The following is a 13,879-nucleotide window of genomic DNA, read 5'->3' on the forward strand; positions in this document are numbered from 1 at the left end:
TAGCTTTTATTCATGCTAATTATGTACATAATATATCTATAGATTGAGGGATTATGATATTAGAATATATTTTAGGAACTAAGCAAGTTCATGCAAATGGTGGATTAGCTACTGAAGAACAGCACATGGAACGTTTTGGTCAGCAAACTCTGGAGCCTAGTCCATCATTGTTAGATCAAGAACAAACTGATGACTGGCATGAGTCCGTTGTTGAAGACAACAATACTGTTGTTGAAAGTTCTTTTATTCCAGAGAACTCAATTTTAATGAATTTAGCAAATCTGTTAACTGAAAGCGAAAAAGTTTCGATTGATGAATTTCATGACAAGATGGAAAGTATAATGAAAGAGTTTCATGAAAATAGATACGAAAGTTCTGCAAAGGTCACTCTAGAAAAGATGGAACGTTTAATAGATGAACATTTGAAAAGAAAAATAAAGCTAAATTTACGCTGTGATCACTATGAACGTAGTGTGTCGAATTTTATATTTAAAAAAATAATTGACATTGCTAATGCTAGCAGTGTTATGCGTATAACTCCTACTACTATATCACGTTATAAGGACAATGGGGAAGAGGCAATAGATGAGTGGGAAGAGGCTTTAGAACCTTTATTCAATATTGTCAATAAGCTACTATTAGCAGGTGCAAAAATAGAGTCTGATTTTTACAATGATAGAATGATAGGTGAAACTATGTGGGGAAGTGATGAGCCTATTTTTACAGAGTGTAAAAAAATTAAGGACAAACTGAAAAGTATCGCATATGAAGGTTTAATAAATAAGAATGAACAAGTTCAAGATGATGATCTGCAAGTAGAAGTAGATAACAATCTTGTTCTTTTTAGGTGGCCAAAAAACAGTATTGTTGAAGTTGGAAAGGTTATGAATAGTAAGGTGAATGAAAACTTTAGTATAGAAAGTAGCATCCTACAGATTGGAGAGAGTATAGTAAGAGTTGAAAATATAGGAGGAAAAAGAAATTATACAGATGTCTTAGGAGATAGCATTGAAATGTCCTTTACCACTGAAGTAGGCGAGATTAGTATTCATCTGTATCCTAGTGATAGTAATATAATAAAAGTAAAGCTTGATGGAGAGAACCAGGAGAAGTTTAACAAATTAAAAGATAAATCAAGTCTAGGAGAAAGCTGCTTTTTAGGAGGAAAAAGTGTTCTACAAGCTGTTAACGATAAAGGTTTTGAAAGAAACGGTAGAATACTTATAGAGTCAGCTGAAACTATTAAACAATCAAATTTTGTAGTGAAAGAATCAGGTGTCCCATCTACTCTTATGAGGCCAATCGATAGTTTAGACCAGCTGCAAAAGGTGGGAGCTTCGAAAGAAATAGTAGTGTGTTAATGAAGTCAACTAAAATTAGTAAACAAAAGAAAGGTCTTGGAGGGTAAAAAAATTGATGTATCTTCAAAGTAAGATTTTCTTAGGTATAAACTATACTCTCAAGGTGAGAAGAAATAGTAGGGGGATAAGTGTTGACTTAATAATTTAGAGATTCTTCTAAAGAAATTATTTTTCTCTCTTGATGTTTATTCTTTTATAGGTATAGCCTTTTGTGTTTGATTGAATTGACTTTTGTGATACCTACAGAATTTCCTTTATCACCCCAACTATGGATTAAATAAAGAGATAAAAGTGCAGCTAAGAAGAGGAAAACAGGGTAAGCTCAAGTATTTTATCAATAATTAAGAGGTTACCCATGAAGAAAGATATTACAGAACTTTACTGTTGCGTCGAGGATTTTTGTCGCACAGTCGATGATAATTTTGCTAATATGCTCCTATCAAAAGGAAGAAAACCCACTAGAATAACGGACTTCGGAAATTCTCACCATAATTCTATTATATCATCAATCCCCTTGCAAAAGTTTCAAAGCTTTTTACCTACTTTATCTGCCACTTTATAAATCTGAGTTTTCTAAATTGCCAACATATGACCGATTTATCGCTCTTAAATCACGGGTTTTATGGATTACTTTTGCAATGGTTCTGCAAACAAGCAAAAATGACAGGTATTGCCTACATAGACACTTCTACAATCGCTGTTTGCCACAAAAAAAGAATCTCCAAGAACAAAGTTTTTGATGGTTTGGCAGAAATTAGTAAGAGCACATATGGTTGGTTTTTTGGCTTTAAATTGCACTTGGTAATTAATGAAATTGGAATCACTTACTCTAACCAAAGGTAACGTTGATGACAGAAAACCTGTGCCAACTCTCACTAAAAGACTGACCGGACTTTTGTTTGGAGATAAGGGCTATATAAAGAAAGAGCTCTTTGAGAAACTCTTTGATAGAGGCCTAAAACTCGTCACTAAAGTAAAAAAAGGTATGAAAAACGTACTCATTTCACTTAAAGAGAAGATTTTACTAAGAACCTGTCTTGAAAGGAGTTAATTGGCTAATTTAGTAAGCATAGAAGTAATCATATTAAATAAGATATTGTTTTTTGAAGTAAGAGGAGAATGTTCGTAATCCTTGCTCATGCGTCTAAAATTGGAAAGCCAGGCAAAGGTTCGTTCTACAATCCAACGTTTAGGAATAACTTGAAATCCTGTATCAACCAATTTCTTGGTAATCGTTAGCAAACATCCAGTTTCCAACAAACATCGATTTTGTAATTTACCTTTATACCCTTGATCAGCAAAAAACCTACGTAATGTTGGAGCTTTGCATTTAGCTTGAACAAAAAGATTGGTAGCACCATCACGGTCCTGAATGCTTGCGCTGTGTACTTCTGCAGTAATTACAAGACCTAGTGTATCTACAATAATATGACGTTTTCTACCCTTTATTTTTTTACCGGCATCATATCCTCTTGATCCCCTTTTTGAGTCGTTTTCACTGATTGACTGTCAATTATACCTACTGAAGGTGTTTCATTTTTGCCAACCATTTTTCTTACCTCTTTTACTAGCATGTCATGTATTTTTTTCAATTTTCCATTATTACGCCACCTGAGAACCTGTCTTGAAAGGAGTTAATTGGCTAATTTAGTAAGCATAGAAGTAATCATATTAAATAAGATATTGTTTTTTGAAGTAAGAGGAGAATGTTCGTAATCCTTGCTCATGCGTCTAAAATTGGAAAGCCAGGCAAAGGTTCGTTCTACAATCCAACGTTTAGGAATAACTTGAAATCCTGTATCAACCAATTTCTTGGTAATCGTTAGCAAACATCCAGTTTCCAACAAACATCGATTTTGTAATTTACCTTTATACCCTTGATCAGCAAAAAACCTACGTAATGTTGGAGCTTTGCATTTAGCTTGAACAAAAAGATTGGTAGCACCATCACGGTCCTGAATGCTTGCGCTGTGTACTTCTGCAGTAATTACAAGACCTAGTGTATCTACAATAATATGACGTTTTCTACCCTTTATTTTTTTACCGGCATCATATCCTCTTGATCCCCTTTTTGAGTCGTTTTCACTGATTGACTGTCAATTATACCTACTGAAGGTGTTTCATTTTTGCCAACCATTTTTCTTACCTCTTTTACTAGCATGTCATGTATTTTTTTCAATTTTCCATTATTACGCCACCTGAGAAAATAGTCATACACCGTTTTCCATGGAGGAAAATCTTTTGGTAGCATTCTCCACTGGCAACCACCCCTCATTATGTACCTTATTGCATTAATAATTGTTCTTATGTTATGTTTTCTTGGTCGTCCTATCGCTCCTTGTGCAACATAGGGCTCTAAAATTTCCCATTCCTTGTCACTTATATCACTTGGATACAACTTACCCTCCTATTTTTTGCTTACCTCATCATACTCTTTTCTTCATTACCTTTCAAGACAGGTTCTTAGATAATTGTAAGAGACAAATCATGCTACCAAAGCAAAAAACCGCCTCCGTAACATCGATTGACACTATAGGAATAGCTACTTGTATAGCAAACATGCTGTATGATTACTTAACAGCAGAACAACAATCAGTTAAAGTGGAGTATATTGACAATGACAAAGCACAAAATTCAGAACCACCATTTATTAAAACTGGCATATGTTTATTTAAGACAATCAACAATGGGACAGGTGAGGTTCAATCAGGAGAGTACTGAAAGGCAGTATAAATTAAAAGATAAAGCACTGCAAATGGGGTGGTCTCATCATGCAATAAGGGTATTAGACAGTGATTTAGGGGTTTCAGGAACCCAAACTCATAATCGAGAGGACTTTAAAATGTTAGTTGCTGACGTATCAATGGGAAAAGTAGGAGCAGTGTTTGTATTGGAAGCATCAAGATTATCTAGATCTTGCAGTGATTGGCATAGGTTGCTGGAATTATGTGCTTTAACTGATACATTAATTATCGATGAAGATGGTTGTTATAATCCCAGTGACTTCAATGACCAATTGCTACTAGGATTAAAAGGAACGATGTCAAAAGCGGAGTTGCACTTTATACGTGCTAGACTTTTGGGAGGTAAGATAAATAAGGCTAAGAAAGGAGAGCTTCGGATTCATATACCAGTAGGATTTTGTTATGATGATGAAGGCAATATAAGGTTTGACGATAATGAGCAAGTAAGAAGTGTAATTCAATTATTATTTAGGGTATTTAAAGAAAAGGGCAGCGCTTATGGAGTGGTTGATTATTTTAGTATAAACAAAATACAGTTTCCAAAGCGGGTATATGGTGGTAATTGGAAAGGGAAGCTGGTATGGGGAGATTTGAGATTCTCTAGGGTATATGAAGCATTAAGAAATCCTTCTTATGCTGGAGCTTATGTTTATGGCCGTTTTAGACATCAGAAAAGATTATTAAGTACTGGACAGGTCCAAAAAATAGCAGTTCGCTTACCAATGGAAGCATGGCATACAATGATAAAAGACCATCACGAAGGTTATATAACATGGGAAGAGTATATAGCAAATCAAAAGATTTTAGCAAATAATCGAACTAATCGAGAAGAGAATACGCTACCTACAGCAGTACGAGAAGGATTGGGATTATTGCAGGGGTTATTAATTTGTGGTTGTTGTGGTCGCCGCATGAATGTAAAGTATAAAGGAAAAAATGGTGTTGTTTATAGAGGACAGACGAGAGAGAAATGGGGAGCAGGCAAAAAAAATTGTTCTCCTATTCCTGGAAATCCTTTGGAGATAGCTATTGTAAAAAGAGTATTGGAGATCATGGAACCTGCACAAATTGAGATTGCCGTAAAAGCATTTGAAGAACTAGAACAACGAGGTCACATGTTAGATAGACAATGGCAAATGCAGATAAAAAGAGCAGATTATGAAGTGCAATTGGCACAAAGGCGTTATGAAGAAGTTGATCCATCAAATCGCCTAGTAGCTGCAACTCTGGAGAAACGTTGGAATGAAGCTCTAATAGCATTAGAAGAGGCACAGAGGCAATATGATGAATATAGTAAAAAAGATGTACTTATAGCTACAAAACAACAAAAGGAGCAAGTACTGGCACTAGCTCAAGATTTACCACACTTATGGAATGCAGAATCAACAAGTGCAAGAGATCGAAAGCGTATTTTGCGACTTTTAATTAAAGATATCACTGTTGAAAGATTACGTAATGAGCAAAAGGCAGTACTACATATACGTTGGCAAACGAATGCTACGGAGGACTTAGAAGTGCAATTACCACAAAAAATTTGTGATAGGTGGCGGCATTCGGAAGATATAATTGATCGAATAAGACAACTATCAACAACAATGACTGATGAGCAAATTGTTAATTTATTAAACCAAGAGGGACTTATAACAAATAAAGGTAATCCTTTTACTATAAGCGGTATACAAGGGATTCGATATAAACATAAGATTCCAGCACTATGTAATCAAAAATCTGAAGAAGAGTTATCAGTGAAACAAGTTGCAAAAAAATTTAACGTTAGTCATGACATAGTACGTTGTTGGATTAAACGTAAGTTTGTTGATGCACGACGTATTGGTCCAAAGTTCTGGATATCTATAAGTCTAGCACAAGAACTAGAGTTAAAAAAGTATATTGAAAATTCTTCTAAAATTACAACTGCAAGATTGAAATCACAACAACTAATTGAATGAGGTGTATTATGAAGCTATTGTGTTCACAGTTACAACCAACCATACGCGTCAAGTTAAGGAACTGTGGTAATAAACTTAGTGTAAGGAAGAGAAAAAAAAGATATAAGTTCTCTTAAATCTAACAAAGAAAACGGAGAACTTATACAATGAAAAGAATAGTTTGCATCTCAAAAAAGCTCAAAGAATTTTTTAATGAAAAAGCAGATAAAATCTCAGCTACAACAGGGTTCATAAAAAGAAAGAGGAAGCTAAAAGGCTCGTCGTTCATAAAAGCCATCGTTTTGGGTAATATAGGGGTTGATAATTGTAGTATAGAGACAGTGTGTCAATTATTGAATGAAGACTCGATAAATATAACAAAACAAGGTCTGGACTTTAGATTTACCAAGGAAGCAGTGGAATTTATGAAAAGAATGTATAATGAATCTTTAACGTTACTTAAAAATACCTTACAAGTTGATTGCAGAATCTTGAAGCACTTTGGAGGTGTTAAATTATTAGACAGCAGCTACATTAGCTTACCTAACAGTATGGAAGAAATGTATAAAGGTTATGGTACCAGCTACAGTGGTTATGAAAGCAATACTAAGTCTGGAATAAAGTTACAATTAGTTTTTGACTACCTAAACCAGACATTAGACCAGCTTAATATAACTGAGGGAATAAGGTCAGATCAGGGTTATAGAAGCCATTTAAGCAATATATCGAACAACGATTTACTAATATCTGATTTGGGTTATTTTGTGCCAAGTTCTTTTAAACAAATCAATGAAATAGGAGCTTATTTCATAAGTCGTTATAAATCCGATACTAACATATATGATATAGAGACAGGTCAAAAAATAGATTTACTAGAACATTTGGGAGATCGATCTTTTCTAGAACAGGAGGTATTGTTAGGAAAAGAGACAAGGGTTAAAGTAAGAATTATATTTAAAAAACTAACTGAAGAACAAGCTATGGCTAGAAGAAGAAAGGCTAATAGGTTAGCAAGATCACATGGATACACATCTTCTCAAAGGAACCAAAAGTTACTAAATTGGTCGATATTTATAACTAATGTTCCAAAAAGTAAGATTAATGCTGAGCAAATACTAGTAGTTTACCGAATAAGATGGCAAATTGAATTATTGTTCAAATTATATAAGAGTAATATAAGGCTTGATAAGCTGAGAGGAAAGCCATACAGAGTATTATGTGAGCTATATGCCAAATTGTGTGCAATTCTTATATTTCATGGAATAGTGGGTTGCACAGAACTGAAAAAAAATACGGAGCTTAGCTTAACAAAGGCATTTATTGAGCTAAAAAGACGGGTTAGAGAGTTATTTTTAGCACTAAATAATAAAATTAAAGGCTTAAATATTTTTCTCAAAAAGCTTACCATAACTTGGTCGCAGTTTTCATTAAAAGACAAGTACAGAAAAACTAGAGTATCCACCTTAACTTCTCTAAATTTGCTCACAATCTCTTAACTTGACGCGTATGGTTTATTTAACCATACGCGTCAAGTTAAGGAAAAGTGACATAATGAGGGAAGAAAATGGCAAAAAACTATTTTATATATTAAGTAGTTAAGTTAATAATTTACATTATTTTAGGCAAGAATTTCCTAAAAAATAAATGTAACAAATAAAATACCCTCTTTAAATGTTGCTATATTTGACAGTATTTCCTTAACTTGACGCGTATGGTTTATTTAACACTCCCGGGCCACTTGAAACTGATTTTTCTTTGCATTCCAGTTATGCAAGAAATCTATTATATAATATTATTATCACCCTCTTGATAGTTTGTTAGCTCCTCTCCTCCTGAGTTACTTGGTGCAATTATTTGATCAGATTCAGTTGATGGTTCATCAGATCCAAACAACCATGAAAAGAAATTACCAAAAAATGACCCTATTAAAGAAAAAGGCTTCATAAGTATACTAAACAAGTTACTAAAAAAAGAACTTTCTGTCTCTGTAGATTCTGGAGTAGAAGCAGCATAAGCTTGTACATCTGTTTCTTCTAAAGACCTGCTGCAAAAGGTGATTGAAAAAATGATGTGAGAGAGGTAGAAGAAGAATAAGCAGATCAAGTAAGGAAAAAAATGAGCTTTAGTTACTATAATATGAAAAAACACCCAAGAAACTTTCGTAATATAACAGGTTTAACTATAGAGGAGTTCGAAAAGGTGGTGGAAAAAGTGAGGTCTGAATGGGAAAAACTTGAAAAACAGAAAAAGTGTCATGGTAGAAGATCAAAACTACCAACTCTGGAAGATAAGTTGTTTTGCGTAATTTTGTACTATCGCACTTACATAACGCATAGATTTTTAGGATGCCTATTCAATGTACACAACGCAAATGTATGTAGGTTACTTAAGAGAATAGAGCCATTACTCGCCAAAAAAGTGACTATAACAAAAGATAGAAGTATGACATCAGAAAAAATACTAAAGATTCTGGCTGATGTTACAGAACAGCGCCGGACAGATAAAACCTGTCAAACCAAAAAGAAACTTCCTAGCTGAGTGTATAGCAAATTTTATGTATAATTTTGTAGAGAAGAGCTTTTTGCAGTTATAGCCGAACTGTGCAATGGTGACTTAAGTGCCCGTAGGACAGCGTGGCTTTGGAGGAACGGTCGAACCACTGATTGAGCCTTTTGGGCTACCTCGATTAGAAGAATGTATAACTCAACCGTCCCAAGCTTAAGCACTTCTCAATTATGGATTATTATATAATGGAGATTAAAAATGGCAAAGTTCAAAAGTAAATTAGAGATCTAATGCAGCAGGAATCGATGTTGGCTCGGCTGTACATTATGTATGTGTACCCGAAGGAAGCGATGAACAACGTATACAAAAATTTAGCTGCTTTACGTAAGATCTCTACAACATAACAAAATGGTTGAAAAAATGTAAAGTTAATACAGTAGCCATGGAGTCAACAGGAGTGTACTGGATTCCTTTGTTTCAAGTACTTGAATCACACGGATTTGAAGTAAAACTGGTAAACGCAAAACATGTTAAAAATGTACCTGGGAGAAAATCAGATGTGCAAATGGATTCAACAACTACACAGTTACGGGTTACTCCAAGGGTCATTTAGGCCAGATGATCAAATGTGTGTATTGCGTAGTTATGTTCGGCAACGTAAAAATTTAATTGAAAATGCTTCTACACATACTTTGCGTATGCAAAAAGCGCTAACACAAATGAATATTCAACTACATAAAGTTATAAGCGATACAACTGGTGTAACTGGAATGCAAATTATTAAAGCAATAATAGATGGTGAGAATAATCCTGAAAAATTGGCTGAACTAAGAGATGGACGAATAAAAAGTGATAAATCTGTTATTGCAAAAGCATTAGCAGGAAACTATAGAAAAGAACACCTATTTACATTAAAGCAAGAATTTGAGCTATATAATATTTATCAGGAAAAAGTAGCAGAATGTGACAGGAGCATTTAAGAATATTATAAAACATTTGAGACAAAGTCTGATGAGAGTAAAAAGTTAGGTGAAGAGAAAAATAAGCACAGAAAAAGTAAACCAAACTTTGCTTTGCATGAAGAATTATATCGAGTAACTGGTATAGATTTTACCAAAATTCCTGGATTGGATATACTAACTGTACAAACTATCATTTCGGAAGTTGGTATTAACTATAATAAATGGCGATCAGAAAAGCATTTTACTTCGTGGTTGGGGCTAAGCCCTGCTAATAAAATTACAGGGGAAAAAGTGTTTAGCACAAGAACACGTAAAGTCATTAATCGTGCCGCGAATGCATTTCGAATGGCTGCTCACTGTGTATCAAGAAGCAATAGCGGAATAGGTGCATATTGTAGAAGGTTAAAAAAACGACTAGGTGCACCAAAAGCGATTACTGCTACGGCAAGGAAATTAGCATGTATCTTTTATAGTATGTTGAAGTATGGACAAGAATATGTAGAAAGAGGAATAGATTATTATGAAACACGTTACAAAGAGAAAGTTGTAAAAAATTTAATCAAAAAGGCACAGGAATTCGGTTATATCTTAGTTCAACAGGAATAACTAATGGGAAGTTTCTTAGAAGCAAATACAGAGACCAGAAGATAGTAAAAAACGGAAGAAATCATATTCAGGAAAAAAAAGAACCAACACTATGAAAACTGAGATTATTATCGAAGAAGGAGGAAGAATTTTATCAGTGTCAAAGTCATACCGTGGTAGAATTAGTGATTTTCGCATAAGGAAACAAGAAAAATATTTACCACTTGATAGCATAAAACATGCCGATTCTGGATATCAAGGTTGGCAAAAATTGCAAAGCAATGTTATAATTCCATATAAAAAGTATCGTAAAAAGCCATTAACTCCAGAGCAGAAAGAGCATAATAGAAGATTAGCATCATTTAGAATGAGAGTAGAAAACAAGATACGAGAGATAAAGATATTTAAGATTATGTCGAATGTTTATCGCAATTTTCAGAAAAAATATAACCTGAGATTCAATATTATTGCTGGTATTGTAAATCTTAAGGGCTTTGTTGCATAGCACTGATAGGCATGTAAATCACAGTGAATTTACGCAGCTAATTTAAATTCAGCCATACCTATATCAGTAAATTTGTTCAATAAGTAGCACTTAATTAACAGCTCTTTTTCACGATTTACCTCTGATTTATTTTTCAAGCCAAACCCAAATATTTGCTTCAACCTATAGAAAAAGACTTCAATATAAGACCGTGCTCCATACTTAACTTTTTTCTTCCATTCATTAATACCATCTTCATAATTCTCATATGACCTAATTCTACTAATATACTTGTTTCTTTCTGATAAGTAGTCAGCTAAACAAATTTTAGTATCCTTCCTAGGGCGAATAATAGGCACAATATTGTATTTTCTGCATTCTTTATACACACTTTTTATATCATAAGCCGCATCTGCTCGAATAGAACAAATGTTATATTTATCACTGACTTCTTCTAACATATCGCAGACCGGCAAATAGTCTACAGCAACACCACTAGTGTAGTTCATGCTTATTGCTTTCTTATCATTTATGTTTAAAACAACATGTAATTTTCTTACTTGACCATAACCACTGTATTTTCTTTTTCGAATATTAAGCTTACTATGCCCACCGTTATTATTGTAGATACTAACTCTAGTGCTATCTACGGCAATTTCAACATTTTCCAGATCATCTTTATTGCTTCTATGGTCATCAATCTTCAAATTAAGCTTTTTAAATCTTCTGGAAGCTTGTGTATAGCTGATAATCTTAAGTTTTTTGCCTATTTGTACCATATAACCTTTTACAAAACCTACAGCTTGTCTCAAGCCAATTCTAAAAAGATGAACTATTATGTGTATTAAAATTACAACTTTATCACTATAAGTGTTATTGCCACCTGCAACTTTTGGACTATTTTCATACCAATTTTCTATGGCTTGATTAACAAAATGAAAAACATTTCCTCTTTTTTTGAGAAACTCGTTATATTCTCTTTGGTTACTTACTCTCATTTTTTGTGGCATAAGTTGTACTTGTTTGAAAAATGCCTATTTTACAACAAAATGCGTTAGTAGCCATATATTAAAAAGCTTTTCTTCTTACAATAACCTCAACCAACACTAGCTATGCAACAAAGCCAATCTTAAGCACGCCTTTTAGTTAACCTTCATTTTAGTCACCCTCCTTTCCTTCTTTTTATCGCTTGATTCGCAGCAGGTCTTTTGCGGAATGGAAGCTTTTAAACCCAAGCATTGGCTTTATTAGTTTTTTGATAAATCTATCAACAATATTATTTAGATATTTTATTTGAAGAACTGTAATCTTCAGAAATTTCTGCATTCAAATCATCAAGAGCAGCAGTATTACTGCCGCTTTTATCAATTACAATTTTCTCAGGAAGATAGTTACTCCTGAAGGCTTTACGAAAGAATGCAAGTGCTGCAGACTTGTCTCTACTAACACACAAGTCTACAGTATATAAATAAACCCATTTACCGTTTAATTTAATGTAAGTCTCTCCAACTACTACCAACCTGCTTCTTTCTTTTCCTTACTGCCTCATCTATCAGTGGTGATAACCCACCTTTGTAACGTAGCATTTTGCTCCCCTTATACTCATCATTTCTTCCAAATCTCGATAGCTCAAAGAGAATCGACATTTCATGTATACAGATAACATCCGCTGAAAAGCTAAATCCTTTGAAATATGGCAACAATTTTTGATTGATACGAAACATCTTTGCTTTTTTTTTAGACAATTATATCATTCTTCTTTCTACTTCCCTACAAATGCGACAGAACCCTAAAAAAGGTGGTAGTTTAACCTACCATCTCCTCTGGTTTCACTATCCTTTCAAACTCCTCCTCAGTGAGCAGTTGAAGTTTTGCTGCTGCTTCTTTTAGAGTGATATTTTCTTTATAAGCAAGCTTCGCTATTTTTGCTGCATTGTCATATCCTATATGCGTATTTAATATAGTAACTAGCATTAACGACTGATTTAGTAAATCCTTTATTCTTTCTTCGTTTGCTTTAATATCAACTACGCATTTCTCTGCAAAATTTAAACTTGTATCAGCTAAAAGTCTTATAGACTGCAAAACATTGTAAATTATCACCGGCTTAAACACGTTCAATTCAAAGTGACCATTTGAGCCACCAATTGTCACTGCAACATGATTTCCCATAACTTGAGCACATACCATAGTCACTGCTTCGCATTGAGTTGGATTCACCTTACCCGGCATGATTGAAGAGCCAGGCTCATTTTCTGGTAACATTATTTCTCCAATTCCACATCTTGGACCAGAACCAAGTAACCTTATATCATTTGCAATTTTCATCAAGCTTACTGCTACTGTATTGAGTGCTCCACTGAGCTCAACTAAAGCATCATTTGCTGCTAGTGCTTCAAACTTATTTTTTGCTGAAATAAATGGAAAATTAGTGATTTTTGCCACTTCTTTAGCAAAATCCTCAGCAAAACCCTTTTTAGTATTGATTCCCGTGCCAACTGCAGTGCCACCTTGTGCAAGTTCATATACATTGCTTAGAGTTGACTTTACTCTCTCTATTCCCTTTTTAATCTGAACTGCATAGCCAGAAAATTCCTGCCCAAGTGTTAGAGGAGTTGCATCTTGCAGATGAGTACGCCCTACTTTTATTATATCTTTAAATTCATGAACCTTATTATTTAGCGCTTTATATAATTCTTCAAGATTGGGAATAAGCAAGCGGTCTATTTGTTCTGCTACTGCTATATGCATTGCTGTTGGAAAAGTGTCATTTGATGACTGACCACAGTTTACATGATCATTTGGATGCACTGGAGATTTACTACCTAAATCACCGCCCAAAATTTCTATTGCACGATTGCTGATCACTTCATTCACATTCATATTGGTCTGCGTCCCAGACCCGGTTTGCCAAACAACAAGTGGAAATTGATTATTAAATTTACCGTCTATTATTTCCTTTGCAGCTGAGCAGATTGCATCCCCTACTCTATTATCTATGCTACCCTGCTTCATGTTAACACGTGCTGCTGCAAGTTTTACTATTGCTAGCGCTTTAATCAGGGGCTCTGGCATTTTCTCTGTACCAATTTTGAAATTTTCCAAAGAACGCTGAGTCTGCGCTCCCCAGTAATGTTCACTTGGTACTTTTACTTCTCCTAAGCTATCTGATTCTATTCTAACTTTTTTATCCATATTTCCTCATTCTAGTGTTTGACATTACCTACATATATGATTAGTTAAATCAAATTGTATTTCAGTGTCAAGTTGAGACATTTTTAGTGAAGACCTTAGAAAACTTTCAAGCCAT

General features: G+C 34.2%; 10 protein-coding genes and 5 pseudogenes. 8 read left to right on the forward strand and 7 right to left on the reverse strand.

The window, feature by feature from the left end; all coding sequences use genetic code 11:
• The first annotated feature begins 53 nt into the window (after positions 1-53).
• Together ABWU56_RS03960 and ABWU56_RS03965 are read left to right on the forward strand one after the other, a co-directional pair.
• The gene (locus ABWU56_RS03960) at positions 54-1,361 is read left to right on the forward strand and encodes a hypothetical protein (RefSeq protein WP_019236482.1); all 1,308 of its coding nucleotides are present in this window, start codon (positions 54-56) and stop codon (positions 1,359-1,361) included.
• A gap of 355 nt (positions 1,362-1,716) precedes the next feature.
• Positions 1,717-2,391, forward strand: a pseudogene (locus ABWU56_RS03965) (IS982 family transposase); the annotation flags it as partial.
• Positions 2,392-2,408: 17 nt separating this feature from the next.
• Here the strand turns inward: ABWU56_RS03965 and ABWU56_RS03970 are convergent.
• From ABWU56_RS03970 to ABWU56_RS03980, 3 genes are all read right to left on the reverse strand, one after another.
• On the reverse strand, positions 2,409-2,864 hold the full coding sequence (locus ABWU56_RS03970; protein ID WP_353281959.1) for a transposase: 456 nt from the start codon (positions 2,862-2,864) through the stop codon (positions 2,409-2,411).
• The gene (locus tag ABWU56_RS03975; RefSeq protein ID WP_353281090.1) at positions 2,807-2,953 is read right to left on the reverse strand and encodes a hypothetical protein; all 147 of its coding nucleotides are present in this window, start codon (positions 2,951-2,953) and stop codon (positions 2,807-2,809) included. Before ABWU56_RS03975 ends, ABWU56_RS03970 begins: the two co-directional genes overlap by 58 nt.
• 42 nt (positions 2,954-2,995) lie before the next feature.
• Positions 2,996-3,759 (reverse strand): IS5 family transposase gene (locus tag ABWU56_RS03980; RefSeq protein WP_353281091.1). Its coding sequence is split into 2 segments (ribosomal slippage): positions 2,996-3,405 and positions 3,405-3,759, totalling 765 coding nucleotides; the frame shifts between segments, so codons are not numbered across the junction.
• 89 nt (positions 3,760-3,848) lie between these two features.
• Here ABWU56_RS03980 and ABWU56_RS03985 point away from each other — a divergent pair.
• From ABWU56_RS03985 to ABWU56_RS03995, 3 genes are all read left to right on the forward strand, one after another.
• Positions 3,849-4,082 carry a hypothetical protein gene (locus ABWU56_RS03985; protein WP_353281092.1) on the forward strand — a complete coding sequence of 78 codons (234 nt, stop codon included), beginning with the start codon at positions 3,849-3,851 and terminating at the stop codon, positions 4,080-4,082.
• Complete coding sequence (locus tag ABWU56_RS03990) at positions 4,048-6,054, forward strand: recombinase family protein (RefSeq protein ID WP_353281093.1); 2,007 nt, start codon at positions 4,048-4,050, stop codon at positions 6,052-6,054. Before ABWU56_RS03985 ends, ABWU56_RS03990 begins: the two co-directional genes overlap by 35 nt.
• Positions 6,055-6,200: 146 nt before the next feature.
• Entirely contained in the window at positions 6,201-7,529 is a 1,329-nt protein-coding gene (locus ABWU56_RS03995; RefSeq protein WP_353281094.1) for an IS4-like element ISWosp7 family transposase, read from the forward strand.
• A 286-nt stretch (positions 7,530-7,815) separates the two neighbouring features.
• On the opposite strand, the gene ABWU56_RS04000 is transcribed toward ABWU56_RS03995, so the two are convergent.
• Entirely contained in the window at positions 7,816-7,977 is a 162-nt protein-coding gene (locus tag ABWU56_RS04000) for a hypothetical protein (RefSeq protein WP_264686405.1), read from the reverse strand.
• 171 nt (positions 7,978-8,148) lie between these two features.
• On the opposite strand from ABWU56_RS04000, the pseudogene ABWU56_RS04005 reads away from it, so the two are divergent.
• From ABWU56_RS04005 to ABWU56_RS04015, 3 pseudogenes are all read left to right on the forward strand, one after another.
• Positions 8,149-8,559: pseudogene (locus ABWU56_RS04005) on the forward strand (helix-turn-helix domain-containing protein); the annotation flags it as partial.
• A 237-nt stretch (positions 8,560-8,796) separates the two neighbouring features.
• Positions 8,797-10,106 (forward strand): annotated as a pseudogene (locus tag ABWU56_RS04010) (IS110 family transposase).
• A 28-nt stretch (positions 10,107-10,134) separates the two neighbouring features.
• A pseudogene (locus ABWU56_RS04015) lies at positions 10,135-10,590 on the forward strand (transposase family protein); the annotation flags it as partial.
• A gap of 29 nt (positions 10,591-10,619) precedes the next feature.
• On the opposite strand, the gene ABWU56_RS04020 reads toward ABWU56_RS04015, so the two are convergent.
• From ABWU56_RS04020 to fumC, 3 genes and pseudogenes are all read right to left on the reverse strand, one after another.
• Positions 10,620-11,579, reverse strand: a complete 960-nt coding sequence (locus ABWU56_RS04020; protein WP_341815149.1) for an IS5 family transposase — start codon at positions 11,577-11,579, stop codon at positions 10,620-10,622.
• Positions 11,580-11,778: 199 nt separating this feature from the next.
• A pseudogene (locus ABWU56_RS04025) lies at positions 11,779-12,293 on the reverse strand (IS6 family transposase); the annotation flags it as partial.
• 82 nt (positions 12,294-12,375) lie between these two features.
• Positions 12,376-13,764: a class II fumarate hydratase gene (gene fumC / locus ABWU56_RS04030; protein ID WP_010401666.1), complete on the reverse strand. Its 1,389-nt coding sequence runs from the start codon at positions 13,762-13,764 to the stop codon at positions 12,376-12,378.
• Positions 13,765-13,879: the final 115 nt, after the last annotated feature.

This window comes from Wolbachia endosymbiont (group B) of Horisme vitalbata (assembly GCF_964028625.1).
Taxonomy (GTDB): domain Bacteria; phylum Pseudomonadota; class Alphaproteobacteria; order Rickettsiales; family Anaplasmataceae; genus Wolbachia.